The organism is Campylobacter showae (genome assembly GCF_900699785.1).
GTDB classification, from domain to species: Bacteria; Campylobacterota; Campylobacteria; order Campylobacterales; family Campylobacteraceae; genus Campylobacter_A; species Campylobacter_A showae_D.
This window is the reverse complement of record NZ_LR535679.1, coordinates 314,097-329,645: the sequence shown is the minus strand read 5'-3', so window position 1 is coordinate 329,645 and position 15,549 is coordinate 314,097. Positions and strand designations below refer to the sequence as shown.

Below are 15,549 nucleotides of genomic sequence, written 5' to 3'. Positions count from 1 at the left end.
GGCGGTAAAATTTGATGGATAACCAAGCAAAACGCGCAAATTTTACCGCGCCGCAAAAAGTAAAATTCGTAGTTTAAAAATTTAAATAAAAATTTTAAGCCTAAGCGTCAAATTTTTCCGCTAACCTCGCGATATTTAGCTATATCTTAACTATTTTTCGTTAAAATCCACAATTAAAAATTCTCGGAAAAAAAGATGGAAAAGAAATATAGACCAAACGTCGCGGCGGTCATACTTGCGCCCTCTTATCCGTTTGATTGCAGGATATTTATCGCGCAAAGGTGCGATATGACGGGTATCTGGCAGTTCCCGCAGGGCGGCATAGACGAGGGAGAGACGCCGCGCGAGGCTCTAAAAAGGGAGCTTAAAGAGGAGATAGGCACGGACGACGTGGACGTGCTTAGCGAGTATCCGCAGTGGCTTAGCTACGACTTCCCTGAGGGTACGACGAGTAGGAAATTTTATAACTTTGACGGGCAGACGCAAAAGTATTTTTTGGTGCGGCTAAGGCCTAGCGCGAAAATAAATATAAACACTAAAAAGCCCGAATTTGACGAATATAGATTTATAAACTCAAGCGAGGTTTTGAGCGACGTAAACCACTTCAAAAAGCCGATCTACGGTAAGGTTATCGGCTACTTTAAAGAGAAAGGATTTATTTAATGTTAATCGTCCAAAAATACGGCGGCACGAGCGTTGGGACGCTTGAGAGGATAGAAAACGTCGCCGCGAGAGTCATAGAGACTAAAAAAAGCGGCGCGGACGTCGTAGTCGTGGTCTCGGCTATGAGCGGCGTGACTAATCAGCTGGTGGAGTACGCCGAGCATTATACGAAGGCTCCCGACGGCGTGGCGATGGATATGCTGCTTAGCTCTGGCGAGCGCGTTACCTGCGCGCTTTTAACGATAGCGCTGATAAATTTAGGCTACCCGGCGGTAGGTCTAAGCGGTAGGCTAGCGGGCATCATAACAGATAGCGTGCATACCAAGGCTAGGATCGAGGCGATAGATACTAAGCGTATGAAAGAGGAGCTAAAGGCAGGCAAGATCGTCGTCGTAGCGGGCTTTCAGGGTATAGACGAAAAGGGCGACGCGACAACTCTGGGACGAGGCGGTAGCGACCTTAGCGCAGTGGCGATCGCAGGCGCGCTAAATGCGGATCTTTGTGAGATTTACACCGACGTAGACGGAGTTTATACAACCGATCCTCGCATCGAGCCAAAGGCCAAAAAGCTAGATAAAATCAGCTACGACGAGATGCTAGAGCTTGCGAGCCTAGGCGCAAAGGTGCTGCAAAACCGCTCAGTCGAGCTAGCTAAAAAGCTAAACGTAAATTTAGTCACCAGAAGCAGCTTTAATCACAACGAAGGAACACTAATAACAAAGGAAGAGAGTATGGAAGCAGTGCTAGTAAGCGGTATCGCGCTAGATAAAAACCAAGCTAGAGTAACTTTAAGAGGCGTGGTCGATAAGCCGGGCATCGCGGCTGAAATTTTCACCGCGCTTGCAGAAAAAAACATAAACGTGGATATGATAATCCAAAACGTAGGCCAGGACGGCACGACGAATCTCGGCTTTACCGTACCGCAAAACGAACTTCACGTCGCAAAAGAGTGCATGGATAAATTAAGCGCGTCGAGGGAAATTTTATACAACGACGAGATAGTTAAGGTCTCGGTCGTGGGCGTAGGTATGAAAAGCCACACCGGAGTGGCGTCTCTAGCCTTTCAAACGCTAGCAAACGAAGGTATAAATATCCAAATGATCTCGACCAGCGAGATAAAAATCTCGATGATCGTCGATCAAAAATACGGCGAGCTAGCCGTTCGCGCACTACACGAAGCTTATAAACTCGATAAATGAGCGATTTTATAAAATGGACGCTAGAAGCCATCCGCGAGGAGGGTTCGCTGATGAGCTGGATGGAGGAGAGGCGCACCGAGTGGACGCCCTTGCTCGCCTCGAAGCTTAAATTTTTACTCGAAGGGCGCGCGTTTATCTTGATAACCGATAGCGAGCGCGGCTGGTTCGAGGAGTATTTTTTAAAAAATATAAACAAACCTACGAACGCTCGCCCGGTGCTGCCTTTTTTCTCGCTAAAGGCGCTTTATCCGTCTTTTGAAAATATCGGCTCAAAAGAGGAAGTCTCGCTGCTTTTAGACATGCTTAGCCTTGCTTTTCCAAACGGTTACGTGTTTTTTTACGTCGGCAAAAGCGCGGAAAAAAGCTCGCAGATCGCCAAAGGCAAGGACGATAGCTACATGTGGCTTTTTGACGAGCAGGCGCAAAATAGCTTTTATCTAAGCTCCTCCGACGGCGCGCTAGATATTAAGCTTTTGTCGCTGTTTAGGCTCTTTGATAAGAGCATAGACGCTGCATTATTTGCGAAAGTAACGCTTTAGTCTATGCGAAGCAAAATCGTAATCACGAGCGATTTTGAAGCCTTAAAAGAGGAAATTTTAGGGCTTTACGGCGTAAATTCGGTTAGATTTTTTTTCGCCGAGGACTTTTTGCTAGAAAACGCAAAAGAGGTCGTCGCCGAGGCCTACATCGCGGAGAGCGAGCCTAAGCTACTAGTTTTAGGCGCTAAAAATTTCCGCGTCGAGGCTCAAAACTCTCTACTAAAAATCATCGAGGAACCGCCTAAAAATATCTTTTTTATCATAGCCTGCGAGTCGAAAAATATGCTCCTGCCGACCGTTCGCTCGCGCCTAGTCACCGAAAACAGGCTCGAAAAAAAGCAGCGCGAAAAAACGGGGTTAGATTACAAACGTCTCGAGCTAAAAGAAATTTGCGCGTTTATCGATGAAAAATCAGCACTCGAGCGCTCCGAAAAGCTCGGCAAAAACGATCTAAAAGAGCTAATCGCCGCCATAGCTCTCGAGGCTACGGCGCAGGGGGTCAAATTTAGCGCCGAAGAGCTTGAGTATTTTTTCAAAGCTGTGCGCCTAGCTGAGCTAAACACCAAGACCCACGCGCTTCTTACGCCGATACTTCTTATGATTTACGAAAAAGGGCTTAGATGAAAATTTTTAAAATCAATCCGCAGACCGACTTTAACGAGATTTGCGAGATTATCCGTCCTAGCGACGAGGGGCGAAATTTGATGAAAAAAAAGTCGGCGATCAACTTTTTTTTGATTAAAGATTTGCGCTCGCCTGCCGCAAATATACTAAAACAAGACGCACTAAGTGTAGGCGCGGAACTCGTGACTAACCGCGACGTGATTTTAAACGGTGCAAACTCGGTCGCGCTTTTGATGGCTACCGATGCGCAAGTGCATGCACTTGCCAAAAAAGAGTCCGCGCAGGATTTTGGTCTAAAAAATTTGGCCAAATTTTTAAAATCTCCGTTTAAAAAACCGCAGCGCGCGCAGATAATGGGCGTCGTAAACGTAAATGAGGATAGCTTTAACACCGCAAGCCGCGTGAACGAAAAAAGCGGTATCGAAAAGATCGAAGCGATGATCGAGCAGGGCGCCGAGTATATCGACGTGGGCGCAGTTAGCTCGCGTCCCGGCAGCAAATACGTCGGACGCGAGGTCGAATTTGCCAGGCTTGAAAAGATAGTAGCCGAAATTTACCGCCTAAATTTGCATGAAAAGGCGATATTTAGCCTGGATAGCTTTGATGCGTATTGCCTAGAGTACGCGCTAAATCACGGCTTTAAGATGATAAACGATATCACGGGCGACGTTAGCCTCTGCTCTCTAGCTGCGCGGTACGGCGCGAGCTACTGTCTCATGCACATGCAAAATAGCCCAGAAAATATGCAAGATAACCCGCATTATGATGATTTGTTAGGCGAGATAGACGCGTTTTTTGAGGCTAAGATCGCCGCGGCGCAGGATCTTGGATGCCGCGATATCGTGCTAGACGTGGGAATCGGCTTTGGCAAGACGGCGGAGCAAAATATGGTTTTGATAAAAAATTTGGAGCACTTTTTACGCTTCGGTTTACCGATCTTAGCGGGCGCTAGCAGAAAATCGGTCATAAATTTTTATAGCCCCAGCGAGATAAAAGACCGCTTGCCGGGCAGCCTCTATCTGCATCTTGAGGCCTTTAGAAACGGCGCACAGATCATCCGCACTCACGATGTGGCCGAGCATGCGCAGATGTTTAGGCTGGAAAACGCGATGAGAAAGCTCGCGGCGTGGTAAGTAAAGCAAATTTAACGAGGAAAAATGGATAAAAAAGAGTATTTAGAGGCTGTAGATACGCTAAACGCGTGGGCGAAGGCCTACTACACCGACGACGCGCCCATAGCCACCGACGAGGAGTACGACGAGCTTTATCGTAAAGTACTTGATTTTGAGAGGACAAATCCAGGCGATATCTCGATATTTAGCCCGACAAAGCGCGTGGGCGGCGAGGTTAGCGAGGGCTTTGTCAAGGCTCGCCACGGCGCGCGCATGTGGTCGATGGAGGATATTTTTAGTTTTGATGAGCTGCTAGCGTGGCTAAAGCGCGGCGACAAAGAGGGGCTGGAGTTTGCGCTTCAGCCTAAATTTGACGGCGCGAGCTTAAATTTACTCTACGAAAACGGCGCTCTCGTGCGAGCCATCACGCGCGGCGACGGCATAACGGGCGAGGACGTAACAAGCAACGCAAAAGTTATCAAAAATATCCCGCTACAAATCGCCTATAACGGCAGGATCGAGATCCGCGGCGAGGTCGTGATCGCTAAAAACGACTTTGACGAGATAAATTTCGCCCGCGCGCAAAAGGGCGAGCCGCAGCTATCAAATCCTAGAAATGCGGCCGCCGGCAGTCTGCGCCAGCTAGATAGCGCCGTGACGGCGTCGCGCAGGCTGAGGTTTAAGCCTTGGGGCTACGGCGAGCAAAATTTGGGCCTTGAAACCTACTCGCAGATGATGGATTTTATTTATTCGCAGGGCTTTGAGCGCGAGGAGTTTTTTAAAATTTGCCGCACTGCCGAGCAGATCGAGGAAGCATATAAGCAACTCGTAGCGCAGCGAGATAGCAAGCCCTTTATGATGGACGGCCTCGTGGTGCGCGTGCAGAGTATCGCGGCTAGCGAGGAGCTGGGCTACACGGAGAAATTTCCTAAATTTATGGTCGCGTATAAATTTCCCGCGATCGAAAAGACCACGCTGCTGCTTGACGTGGCGTTTCAGGTCGGGCGCAGCGGCGTCGTGACTCCGGTGGGCGTGCTAGAGCCCGTAAATATCGACGGCGCGATCGTAAAGTCCGCCACGCTGCACAACTTCGACGAAATCGAGCGTCTAGGCGTACAAAAGGGCGATTTTATCAGCATTATCCGCTCAGGCGACGTGATACCAAAGATCACGGGCGTGTTTAAACAGCGCAGAGACGGCTCGCAAACCCCGATAGAGAGGCCGCGCGAGTGTCCCGTATGCGGGTCGATGCTACTAGACGAGGGAGTTTTTGTAAAGTGTCAAAACATCGAGTGCAAGGCTCGCGTGATAAATTCGCTCATACATTTTGCGAGCAAAAAGTGCCTAAATATCGACGGTCTTGGCGAAGCAATCGTAAATCAGCTTTTTGAAGCGGGCTTGGTCGCTAAAATCGCCGACATTTACGAGCTTACGGCGCAGGATTTGGTGAAGCTCGAGGGCTTTAAAGATAAAAAGATCGCAAATCTGCTCGGCGCCATCGAGGCTAGCCGCACACCCGCTTTGCACAGCTTTATAGCGAGCCTTGGCATCGAGCATATCGGCGAGGTAGCCGCCAAAAAGATAGCGCAAATTTACCCGCAAAACTGGCGCGAGCTAAGCTTTGGCGAGGTCGCCGCGATAGAGGGATTCGGCGAGGCGATGGCGGAGAGCTATGCCGAGTTTATGCAGGTAAATAGGCAAAATTTAGATGAAATTTTGCGTTTTGTTAGCCCGCAAGCGCAGAGTTTTGAGACAAAGCAAAGCGCGATAAGCGGCAAGACGTTTGTGATAACGGGCACGCTTAGCAAGGGCAGGGATGAATTTAAGGCTATTTTGGAAGCAAACGGCGCGAAAGTAAGCGGCTCGGTGAGTAATAAAACGGACTTCGTCCTCTACGGCGATGAGGCGGGCGGCAAGCTGGAGAAAGCGCGTGAGCTTGGTGTCGCGACGATAACAGAAGATGAGCTAAGGCGGATGATTGAGATTTGATCTATTTGTCGCAAGCCGCCTAAATATCAGCCGAAACAAAGCCGCCGAGCTCATAAAAAACGGAAAAATTTTGCTTAACGGCAAAATTTGTTCTAAGCCCAGCTTTGAGGTGGGCGAATTTGATAAATTTGACGGCTCAGACGGACTAAATTTAGACGTTACGGTAAGCGTAAATTTGAGTGATGGCAAAAATGGCGGCGCCAAAAAGGGCGCGGTAGCGGAAACTAAAAATTTACGTGGCGTAAATTTAGCGGACGCCCCCGAGACTGCGTGCGAAAAAGCTCGTAACGGCGAGCTAAATTTAAACTCAAACGGCGCAAAGATCGAGCTCGTCGGCGAAATCTACGTCGGACGCGGCGCGCTAAAGTTAAAAAGCTTTTTAGCGGCTTATCCGCTAGAAGTCAAAGGCAAAAACGCCCTAGACGTCGGATCGAGCACGGGCGGATTCGTGCAAATTTTGCTGCAAAACGGCGTAAAAAGCGTTATGGCGCTAGATGTGGGCAGCTCGCAGCTGGATAAAAGCCTGAGAGCCGATGCGCGCGTGAAAGTGGCTGAGAATACCGATGTGCGCGAGTTTGCGGCGGGGTGTCAAAGCTTGGCCAAAGACGGTAAATTTAACGGCACAGAGCAAAATTTAAAAAACCAAATCGAGCCGAATTTTAATCTAGGCAAATTAAATTTTGCCGAGCGGGACGGATTTTTAAGCGAGCCATGCGAACCGGCTTTTTCGCCGTCAAATTTAACGCAGGCTGGAGCTAGGACGGACGAGTCAAATTTGACTGACGTAGATTTCGCAGCAAAAAACCAAAATGCAAAATTTGACTCCCGCGCCGCCAAAAACCTCGCACGCAAATTTGATCTCATCACCTGCGACGTGAGTTTTATCTCGCTTAAAGAAATTTTGCCCTCCATCGACGCTCTAGCAGGCGAAAACTGCGATATTATCCTGCTTTTTAAGCCGCAGTTTGAGGTCGGCAGGACGGCCAAGCGAAATAAAAAAGGCGTCGTAACGGACGCAAAAGCCGTGCGCGAGGCGAGGGCGAAATTTGAGCTTGCGGCGGCAAATTTGGGCTGGATAATGCGCCAAATGCTCGAATGCGAGGTAAAAGGAAAGGAAGGAAATGCCGAATTTTTCTACGCTTTTAACAAAAGATAATATCACTTCCGTCGCGATCGGGCACTTTGACGGCGTGCATCGCGGCCACAAGCAGCTTTTAAAGCAGCTGGGCGAGTACGGCGGACTAGTCGTGATCGACAAAAACAAGGCCAACATCACGCCAAAGCTAAAGCGCGCCGAGTACTCGAGCTATCCGTGTTTTTTGTATGATTTTGAAAGTATAAAGGGGCTTGGCGGCGACGAGTTTATCGCGCTTTTGAAGCGGGATTTTAAAAATCTGCAAAAAATCGTCGTGGGATTTGATTTTCGTTTCGGGCGAAACAGGGCGTGGGACAAGCATGATTTGCGGCGCATTTTTGACGGCGAGGTGGTCGTAGTAGACGAGGTTTGCTTTGACGGTATGGGCGTGCATAGCTCGGCTATACGCGAGTATATCAAGCAGGGCGAGATCTACAAGGCAAACCGCCTGCTAGGCCGCGAATACTCTATCGAAGGTTGCGTGATAAAGGGGCAGGGCATCGGGTCGCGCGAGCTCGTACCGACGCTAAATTTGGATATCAAAAACTACCTTTTGCCGCGCGAGGGCGTATATGCGACGAGGACCCGCATCGGATACAAGACCTACGGCTCGGTTACCTTTATCGGCAACCGCGTGAGCACGGACGGCAACTTTAGCGTCGAGACGCACGTGCTAAACGAAAATATCGAGGGTGCCCGCGACGTCGCGGTTTGCTTTATCAAACGGCTGCGCGATAACCGAAAATTTGAAAGCCTAGAGGAGCTAAAAGAGCAAATTGGTATCGACATCAAGCAGGCGATGGAGTTCGTCGGCGTGTGCGATCTCTACGTCGTGGGCGACGCTACGCCTCAAAGGAGTAAAGCGTGAAGGATGAAATCTTTAAAGAGCCGATAAAAAAGCAGTTTGAATTTGACGCGAGCGTGGCGTCGGTGTTTGACGATATGATCGGGCGCTCGGTGCCGTATTACGAGGCTTCGCAAAAGCTGATCGCCGATTTTTTAGCGCAAATTTTACCGCAAGGAGCAAGCGCGATAGACCTTGGCTGCTCGACGGCCTCGACGCTGCTAGCCCTTTGGAGCAAAAGAAGCGATCTCGCGCTAAAAGGCGTGGATAACGCGCCTGCCATGCTGCAAAACGCGCGCGCCAAGATAGAGGCCTACGGCGCTAGGATCGAGCTTGAGCTAGCGGACATTTTAGAGTGCGGATTTGACGCGCAGGGCGCCGTTTTGATGAACTATACGCTGCAGTTTATCCGCCCGCCTAAGCGTCAGGATTTCGTAGCTAAAATTTACCGCGCGATAAATGACGGCGGCGTGTTTGTTTTTAGCGAGAAGCTCATTTTTGAGGACAAGATGCTAAGCAAAAATATGATCGAAATCTACGAAAAATACAAGCTCGAACAAGGCTACTCGCGCTACGAGATCTCGCAAAAACGCGAGGCGCTAGAAAACGTGCTTATACCATACACTGAAGCGGAAAATAGAAATTTGGCGCTTAATGTGGGGTTTAGAAACGTGGAGTGTATGTTTAGATGGGCGAATTTTGCGACGTTTGTCGCGTTTAAGTAAGAAATTTAACGGCTTGCCTCGCGAGTGCTTTTTGTGGAGTTTGTAAAATTTTGGCTCGATGAACTACGCGTTCTATCTTCGCCAAAAATTTACCGCACAACCCCAAAAAATCATCTCACGATACTTCGCCTTATCGTTTTACGCTCAAATTTGCAGTCAAATTTACAAATTCCGGCTTCAAATTTGAGCCGCCGAGACCCACACCCCGAAAATGCTAAAATTTAAGGCCTCTGTACAAAGAAACCCAAACGGCAATATCAAATTTAACTAATCCAAATTCAGTGTCTTAAAGATGCAGGTCTCGGTGCGTAAATTTTAAAAACCTCCACGTAAAAATATGATTTTCGCTTCGCTTGTAAAAAATATATAAATTTTACCTTAAGAAATATTTTTCTAAGGCTAAAGTGTGTAAAATAGTCGCAAATTTTTGAAAAAGCTCGCAAAAAGAGTGAAATTTATACGCAAAATGCGGATTTTGAGAGTAAAATCAGAAAAATTCTTTGAAAGGAAGTTAAATGAAAACTACATCTTTGGCATTAGCCGGCTTGCTTTTCGCGTCTGCGCTGGGCGCAAAGGAGTTCGTATCTATCGGTACGGGAGCGATGACTGGTACGTATTATCCGGTGGGCGGAGCGATATGTCGCCTCGTAAATAAAGACCCGCAGATGAAATGCTCGGTGCAATCAACCGGCGGCTCGGTCTACAACGTAAATAACGTGCTAAAAAAAGAGCTAAATTTCGGTTTCGTCCAAAGCGACGTGGTTTATGATAAATTTAACGGCGTGGGCAAATTTGAAGGCAACGGCGATCAAAATCTGCGCGCCGTCGTATCGATCTACCCTGAGCTTCTCGCGTTCGTCGTATCAAAATCAAGCGGTATCGGCTCTATAAACGACCTAGAAGGCAAAGCGATCAACGTCGGCAATCCCGGTAGCGGTAACGAAATGACCGCGCTTGGCGTGTTTAAGGCGTTTGGTTTCGACGAGAAAAAGCTAAAACATCACGGCGTGCTCACTGCCGGCGAATGCCCGCACGCGCTAAAAGATAAGAAAATCGACGGCTACTTCTACATGGTCGGTCACCCGACGGCCAACATCACCGACGCGGCAAACTCGCTACCTATCGACATCGTAAACATCGAGGGCGAGCAAGTAGATAAGATGCTGGCTGCGATGCCGTATTTTGCTAAAGGCACGATACCAAAAGGCACCTATGAGGGTGTGGATCACGACGTAAACAGCATCGGCGTCAAAGCCGTCCTAGTCACGGATAAAAGCATGAGCGATACTGCCGTGGCTGCGGTCGTGAAGGCTATTTTGGATAACTTTGACGAGTACAAGAGCCTGCACCCCGCACTCGCGGCTGTTACTAAAGAGAGCCTAGTAGAGGGGCTTTCTGCGCCTTTGCACCCTGCTGCCGAGGCTGAGTTTAAAAAAGCCGGCATAATAAAATAAACTAGCTAAGCCGTGCGGGTTAAATTTGACCTGTGCGGCTTGTTTTTTGTTAAATTTAGACTTGGTTTTAGTTTTTTGAGGATTTAAAATTTGACGCTTTGCTAGCTTTTTGGCGGCGGTTTTTAAGTCGCTTGTAGGCGTCAAATTTTAGATTTGGCTCATGCGCGAATTTACGGCTGATTTTGCTTGCCGTTTGCAAAACCCGTATCTTTATGGTGCTAGGTTAAATTTGCTGATAATAAAAAGCATAAAAACAGGTCAAATTTAAAAATAAAGCCCGATTTTACGGGCGAAATCGCCAAATTTTATAAAAAGAAAATTTAAGAGGTTAAGAGCAAATATGGATACAAATTTAAACGAAACACGAACAAATACCGAGCCGGCGCAGGAAAAGGAGGAGTTCGTCGAGGTAAAGACGCGCGAGATAAATTCGAACTTTTATATATATTTTACGAGCATCATCTGCTTTGCATGGTCAGTTTTTCAGCTTTACATCGCGTATTTTCCGATGAACACGACGATGTCGCGCTCGGCGCACCTTGCGTTTGCTATTTGTCTGCTGTTTTTGCTCTATCCGCTTAAAATTCACAAAAAAGCCCACTCCAGCCTGCCGTTTTACGACATCGCGCTCTGTGTTGTTGGTACGCTAGCCGCGCTCTACCCGCTCACAGAGTTTTACGCGCTAGCGCAGCGTCCCGGAGACTACACGAGCTTTGATATAGCCGTATCCTGTGTCGCCGTTGTCGTGCTGTTTGAGGCGGGTCGCAGGATCATCGGTCCGGCACTTCCTATCATCGCAGCGATATTTTTGGTGTATGATTATTTCGGTCAGTATATGCCCGACATCATCGCGCACCAGGGCGCTAGCCTAAACAAGCTAGCCGGCCACATGTATCTTACGACCGAGGGCGTTTTTGGCGTGCCGCTTGGCGTTAGCGTGAGTTTCATTTATCTTTTTGTCTTATTTGGTTCGCTACTAGAGCGCGCGGGAGCGGGGCAGTACTTTATAAATTTAGCCTTTGCGCTGCTTGGCAAATTTCGCGGTGGACCGGCGAAGGCCTCTGTTATAGCTAGCGGACTTACTGGCATGGTGAGCGGCAGCTCCACGGCAAACGTCGTGACGGTGGGTACATTTACGATCCCGTTGATGAAAAAGGCGGGGCTAACTAGCACCAAAGCTGGCGCGATCGAGGTGGCCGCAGGCGTAAACGGTCAGCTGATGCCGCCTATCATGGGCGCAGCAGCCTTTATCATCGCCGAGTTTTTGGGCCTTAGCTATACAAATGTCATGATCGCGGCCGTGATTCCGGCATTTGTGTGCTATATGTCGCTGTTTTTCATCGTGCACCTTGAGAGTTGTAAGCTAGGGCTAAAAGGCATGGAGCAGGGCGCAGGCATATCTAAGCTTAAAATTTTCGTGAGCGGTCTGCACTATCTTATCCCGATTTTGGTTTTGCTTTATACATTGTTGATCGCAAACGAATCACCAATCTCAGCAGCTTTTAACGCTATTTGCGTGCTGTTTTTGATTATCCTTTTTCAGGAACCCGTTAAAAAAATAGCTCACGGCGAGGACGTCGGTAAAGAGGACTTCATTATCGGCTTTGCGGATATATTTTGGGCGATGGTAACGGCGGCTAAAAGCATGACAACGATCGCGATAGCTACGGGTCTAGCGGGCATTATCGTGGGATCTATCTCGCTAACTGGCGTCGGTCAGGTGCTATCTGAAGTTGTGGAAAATTTAGCCGGCAACAATATCGTGCTCATCCTCTTTCTCACTGCGATAATGTCGCTCATACTAGGCATGGGCTTGCCGACGACGGCAAACTACATCGTCGTTAGCTCGCTAGTCGCGCCTGTGATTTTGTTTTTGGCGCACAAAAACGGCTTTCTTATTCCAGCTATCGCCGTGCATCTTTTCGTCTTTTACTTTGGTATCCTAGCAGACGATACGCCGCCTGTGGGTATCGCGGCATACGCTGCGGCCGGTATCGCCAAGGCAAACCCGGTAACTGTGGGCGTGCAAGGCTTTTTCTACGACCTGCGCACGACGATTTTGCCTTTTTCGTTCGTGTTTAACAATAAGCTGCTTTTGATAGAGAGCGTAAACGCCGCCAATCCAAACGACGCCAAAGGCATAGTGTGGATAACAAATCCGCTCGAGATGGCGCTGATTTTCGGCACGGCGCTAGTAGGCATGTTTGCCTTTTCTTCGGCGCTTCAGGGGTATTTCGTTAAACGCGTAAGCATGCTCGAGCGCGCGCTGCTTTTATGCGTAGTGCCGCTAACTTTGGTGCCTAATATGTGCGCTAAATATATCCCTTTTATCGCGAACGAATACGTTTCTTACGCGATCGGAGTCTCGCTTTACTCGGCGCTGTTTGCATTTCAATGGATACAAAATAAAGCGGAAAAGAGAGTTGGCGTAGGCGCTTAAAGCCTGCGCTTTTTTATTCTGCGACCGTTACTATCTCTTAAAATTTAGCCTAGTTTTTTGTTTTGCTTTTTGTAAATTTAAGTTGGCGTTGTAGTGGGAAAGAAAGATAAAATCGGGTTAAATTTGATTGCTAAATTTAACCCGAGTAAGAAAAATCAAAGTCTTTTTGAGCGTTTTAGATCGCTTGCAAATTGGCATCCGAGGCTATCGCCTATCTTGCACGCTTTTTCAAAAAGAGCGTAAGCCTCTTTAAATTTTTTCTCCTCTAGCAGATACGATCCCGCAGTCGCGCACGAAAAGCCGTCGCCAAGCTCGCAGCCTTTATTTAGCAGCGCGCGCGCCTTTTCTTTGTCGCTAGATACGTATATCCCGCCGGCACCCGAGCAAGCCTCTTTTGAGCCTAGTTCGCAGCCTTTTTCGTATAGCTCAAGCGCCTTTTTACCGTCCGGCAAAATGTCCTTGCCCAGCTGATAAAGCGCGCCTAGTTTTGCGCAGGCTAGGCCGTTGTTAGCGTCGCAGGCGGCCGCAAATTTTTCGCGAGCCGTTACGAAATTAGAGCTCTCGTAGGCTTTGACGCCGTCCTCAAAATCGCCGCCCAAAGCAAAAACCGCGGCAACTAGCATTAGAAGTTTTTTCATTATCTCCCTTTAAATTAAAAATATTCTATTTTAGCATATTTAAAATTATTTTTTGTTTAGCCGTTGTTCCCGAGTTTTGAAATCAGGCATGAGCTTAGCGATGAAGTCATAGAAGCTTTTTTGATGGTGGGGGTAGATCAGGTGGGTAAGCTCGTGAAGCACGACGTATTCGACTAGTTCGGGAGCTTTTTCGATCAAATTTAGGCTTAAATTTATATAGCCTTTGCGCGAGTTGCAGCTACCCCAGCGCGTGGTTATTTTGCGCACGACGACGCGGTTTATTTTGCGGTTTACGGTAGGAGCGAATTTAGCTATAAAATGCCCATAAATACGCCTCGCAAAAGCTTTTTTGTAATTTTCTAGCGCAGCTAAACTCGCAGCGTAAATTTCGCCGTCAAATTTACGTCCGTCCGCGTTAGTAAATTTAGCCTCATCAAGGTATGGATCAAATTTGATAGAGTCAAATTTATCGTCAAATTTAGCGCCGTAAAGGTGCGGGTCTAGCCCGTCCGAGCTAAAATTTAAGCCGTCAAAAACTCCCGAGCCGCTTGCAAACCTTATCAAATTTACGCCCTTTAAATTCGGTTCGAATTTGATGCGGTAAACCTCGCCTAGTAGCCTAAACTCGTCCTCGCGCGGTAAATTTGCTAGCGTTTTTTCGTGAGCCGATTTTAGCCAGTCGTAGTGTTTTTGCACGAACTCTAGCGCATATTTTTGCGCGGCGTAAAAGGGCAGCGAGACCGAGATTTCGCCTGATTTGGCGACTTTTAGGCGGGTTGTTTTGACGCCTTTTTTAAAATTTAGCGCGACGTCGAATTCGCCGCATTTTACGCTAACGGTTTTTACACGAGGCGTTTTGACTGCCATTTTCTGCTTCTCCAGCGCCAGGTGTTTACGAGTCCGCGTAGCCACTCATCGGCGGTAAATCCGATCCAAACGCCGATGATCCCCATGCCCTGCACGATGCCCAGATAGTATCCCAGCGGCAGGCTCACGCCCCACATAAAAATAGCGCCCGTCATTAGCGGAAATTTAGCATCGCCGCTTGCGCGCAGGGCGTTTACGATGACGATGTTAAACGTTCGTCCCGTCTCAAGCGCGATAGAAAGGGTAAAAAGCGGCAGCATGACGGCCTTTAGCTCCTCGGTCAAATTTAATCGCTCCATGATCTCAAATTTGCCGAAATACGCCGCCAAAACGACCGCTAGAGTCGCGATAAAGCCGATGCGAAGCGCGCGGAAAGTGCGCGAGTAGGCCTCGTCAAATCTCATCGCACCGACTAGGTGGCCGACGATGACCTCGTTTGCCACGCTGATGCTGGCTCCGCAAAGTAGGATTAAAAGCGTGATCTGAAAGTAAATGGTCTGCACGTTTAGACTAGCCTCGCCCATACTTGCCACAAAGCCGAAAGCCACCATATACTGCGCCATCCAGAGCAAATTTTCGCCGGCACTTGGAAGCCCGACGGATAAAATTTTACGCAAGATCGCAAACGGCAGGCTAAATAGACGCTTAAAGAAAATATTAACTTTCGCGTAGCGGGTCAGGATCAAAAATAGCACGATAACGCCCACTAAGCGCCCCACGACCGTCGATACCGCGACGCCGTAGAGGCCGTAGTTTGGCAGTCCCAGCCAGCCAAAAAGCGCGATGGCGTTACCACAAAGGGTGATGACGTTCATGAGTAAGGATACTAGCATGACGGCGGTGGCGAAGTTATAAACGCGAAGCACGGCGGCTAGCACCATGCCGATACCGTCAAAGGCTAGCGCGATACCGAGCATATGCAGGTAGCCAAAACTCTGTGCGCGAAGCTGCTCGGGGACGTTTAAAAGCTCTAAAATTTCAAATCCGAAAAAGTAAATAAAAACCGCGCTGCCAAGGCCAATGATCGTGTTAAACGTGATGCTAGCGTGCACGACGCGTTTAGCTAGGTTGTGATTTCGCGCGCCTAGAGCCTGCGCGACCACGACCGAGCAGCCAACGCTAAGGAAGCTAAAAATAGTCATAAATAGATCCATTATCTGGTTGCCCGCGCCCATGGCGCCGACTAGATGGACGCTAACCTTAGTCACCATATATGTGTTTATGATGAGCGTCACGAAGTGCAAAAACATATCTAAAAATATCGGGATAGTGAGTTTTTTGAGCGATAAATTCATAAATTCTCTTTTGTAACGTGGATTT

The 15,549-nt window shown here is 48.4% G+C and carries 14 protein-coding genes and 1 pseudogene; 12 read left to right on the top strand and 3 right to left on the bottom strand.

Annotated features, from left to right (window positions below):
- Positions 1 to 195: 195 nt before the first annotated feature.
- The 12 genes and pseudogenes from E4V70_RS01560 to E4V70_RS01510 all read left to right on the top strand — a co-directional run bounded on the left by E4V70_RS01560 (position 196) and on the right by E4V70_RS01510 (position 12,724).
- Entirely contained in the window at positions 196 to 663 is a 468-nt protein-coding gene (locus tag E4V70_RS01560; protein WP_122862193.1) for an RNA pyrophosphohydrolase, read from the top strand.
- Complete coding sequence (locus tag E4V70_RS01555; RefSeq protein WP_122862194.1) at positions 663 to 1,862, top strand: aspartate kinase; 1,200 nt, start codon at positions 663 to 665, stop codon at positions 1,860 to 1,862. The genes E4V70_RS01560 and E4V70_RS01555 overlap by 1 nt, the downstream gene beginning before the upstream one ends.
- On the top strand, positions 1,859 to 2,401 hold the full coding sequence (locus E4V70_RS01550; RefSeq protein WP_009495895.1) for a HobA family DNA replication regulator: 543 nt from the start codon (positions 1,859 to 1,861) through the stop codon (positions 2,399 to 2,401). Before E4V70_RS01555 ends, E4V70_RS01550 begins: the two co-directional genes overlap by 4 nt.
- A 3-nt stretch (positions 2,402 to 2,404) precedes the next feature.
- A complete protein-coding gene (locus E4V70_RS01545) occupies positions 2,405 to 3,025 on the top strand; it encodes a DNA polymerase III subunit delta' (protein WP_122862195.1) in 621 nt (206 codons plus the stop codon).
- Complete coding sequence (gene folP / locus E4V70_RS01540) at positions 3,022 to 4,158, top strand: dihydropteroate synthase (protein WP_122862196.1); 1,137 nt, start codon at positions 3,022 to 3,024, stop codon at positions 4,156 to 4,158. Before E4V70_RS01545 ends, folP begins: the two co-directional genes overlap by 4 nt.
- A gap of 24 nt (positions 4,159 to 4,182) precedes the next feature.
- Entirely contained in the window at positions 4,183 to 6,126 is a 1,944-nt protein-coding gene (ligA, locus tag E4V70_RS01535) for an NAD-dependent DNA ligase LigA (protein WP_122862197.1), read from the top strand.
- Positions 6,116 to 6,190, top strand: a pseudogene (locus E4V70_RS11180) (23S rRNA (cytidine-2'-O)-methyltransferase TlyA); the annotation flags it as partial. The gene ligA and the pseudogene E4V70_RS11180, both read left to right, overlap by 11 nt.
- Positions 6,191 to 6,235: 45 nt before the next feature.
- Complete coding sequence (locus tag E4V70_RS01530; RefSeq protein WP_232037873.1) at positions 6,236 to 7,282, top strand: SAM-dependent methyltransferase; 1,047 nt, start codon at positions 6,236 to 6,238, stop codon at positions 7,280 to 7,282.
- Positions 7,248 to 8,129 (top strand): bifunctional riboflavin kinase/FAD synthetase, encoded by an 882-nt coding sequence (locus tag E4V70_RS01525; RefSeq protein WP_122862199.1) that lies wholly within the window; start codon positions 7,248 to 7,250, stop codon positions 8,127 to 8,129. The genes E4V70_RS01530 and E4V70_RS01525 overlap by 35 nt, the downstream gene beginning before the upstream one ends.
- Positions 8,126 to 8,830 (top strand): carboxy-S-adenosyl-L-methionine synthase CmoA, encoded by a 705-nt coding sequence (gene cmoA / locus E4V70_RS01520; protein WP_122862200.1) that lies wholly within the window; start codon positions 8,126 to 8,128, stop codon positions 8,828 to 8,830. The genes E4V70_RS01525 and cmoA overlap by 4 nt, the downstream gene beginning before the upstream one ends.
- A 515-nt stretch (positions 8,831 to 9,345) precedes the next feature.
- A complete protein-coding gene (locus E4V70_RS01515) occupies positions 9,346 to 10,284 on the top strand; it encodes a TAXI family TRAP transporter solute-binding subunit (RefSeq protein ID WP_122862201.1) in 939 nt (312 codons plus the stop codon).
- A gap of 340 nt (positions 10,285 to 10,624) precedes the next feature.
- On the top strand, positions 10,625 to 12,724 hold the full coding sequence (locus E4V70_RS01510) for a TRAP transporter permease (protein ID WP_122862202.1): 2,100 nt from the start codon (positions 10,625 to 10,627) through the stop codon (positions 12,722 to 12,724).
- Between the two features lie 155 nt (positions 12,725 to 12,879).
- Here the strand turns inward: E4V70_RS01510 and E4V70_RS01505 are convergent, their stop codons facing one another.
- From E4V70_RS01505 to E4V70_RS01495, 3 genes are read right to left on the bottom strand one after another with little or no spacing between them, the layout of a single operon-like run.
- Positions 12,880 to 13,362 (bottom strand): tetratricopeptide repeat protein, encoded by a 483-nt coding sequence (locus E4V70_RS01505; RefSeq protein ID WP_122862203.1) that lies wholly within the window; start codon positions 13,360 to 13,362, stop codon positions 12,880 to 12,882.
- A 45-nt stretch (positions 13,363 to 13,407) separates the two neighbouring features.
- A complete protein-coding gene (locus E4V70_RS01500; RefSeq protein WP_122862204.1) occupies positions 13,408 to 14,229 on the bottom strand; it encodes a M48 family metallopeptidase in 822 nt (273 codons plus the stop codon).
- Positions 14,205 to 15,524 carry an MATE family efflux transporter gene (locus E4V70_RS01495; RefSeq protein ID WP_122862205.1) on the bottom strand — a complete coding sequence of 440 codons (1,320 nt, stop codon included), beginning with the start codon at positions 15,522 to 15,524 and terminating at the stop codon, positions 14,205 to 14,207. Before E4V70_RS01495 ends, E4V70_RS01500 begins: the two co-directional genes overlap by 25 nt.
- Positions 15,525 to 15,549: the final 25 nt, after the last annotated feature.

What these genes read in the sequence shown, in the direction of transcription:
- E4V70_RS01560 (WP_122862193.1), top strand. Translation starts at nt 196, where the DNA reads ATGGAAAAGAAATATAGACCAAACGTCGCGGCGGTCATACTTGCGCCC.
- E4V70_RS01555 (WP_122862194.1), top strand. Translation starts at nt 663, where the DNA reads ATGTTAATCGTCCAAAAATACGGCGGCACGAGCGTTGGGACGCTTGAG.
- E4V70_RS01550 (WP_009495895.1), top strand. Translation starts at nt 1,859, where the DNA reads ATGAGCGATTTTATAAAATGGACGCTAGAAGCCATCCGCGAGGAGGGT.
- E4V70_RS01545 (WP_122862195.1), top strand. Translation starts at nt 2,405, where the DNA reads ATGCGAAGCAAAATCGTAATCACGAGCGATTTTGAAGCCTTAAAAGAG.
- folP (WP_122862196.1), top strand. Translation starts at nt 3,022, where the DNA reads ATGAAAATTTTTAAAATCAATCCGCAGACCGACTTTAACGAGATTTGC.
- ligA (WP_122862197.1), top strand. Translation starts at nt 4,183, where the DNA reads ATGGATAAAAAAGAGTATTTAGAGGCTGTAGATACGCTAAACGCGTGG.
- E4V70_RS01525 (WP_122862199.1), top strand. Translation starts at nt 7,248, where the DNA reads ATGCCGAATTTTTCTACGCTTTTAACAAAAGATAATATCACTTCCGTC.
- E4V70_RS01515 (WP_122862201.1), top strand. Translation starts at nt 9,346, where the DNA reads ATGAAAACTACATCTTTGGCATTAGCCGGCTTGCTTTTCGCGTCTGCG.
- E4V70_RS01510 (WP_122862202.1), top strand. Translation starts at nt 10,625, where the DNA reads ATGGATACAAATTTAAACGAAACACGAACAAATACCGAGCCGGCGCAG.
- E4V70_RS01505 (WP_122862203.1), bottom strand. Translation starts at nt 13,362, where the DNA reads ATGAAAAAACTTCTAATGCTAGTTGCCGCGGTTTTTGCTTTGGGCGGC.
- E4V70_RS01500 (WP_122862204.1), bottom strand. Translation starts at nt 14,229, where the DNA reads ATGGCAGTCAAAACGCCTCGTGTAAAAACCGTTAGCGTAAAATGCGGC.
- E4V70_RS01495 (WP_122862205.1), bottom strand. Translation starts at nt 15,524, where the DNA reads ATGAATTTATCGCTCAAAAAACTCACTATCCCGATATTTTTAGATATG.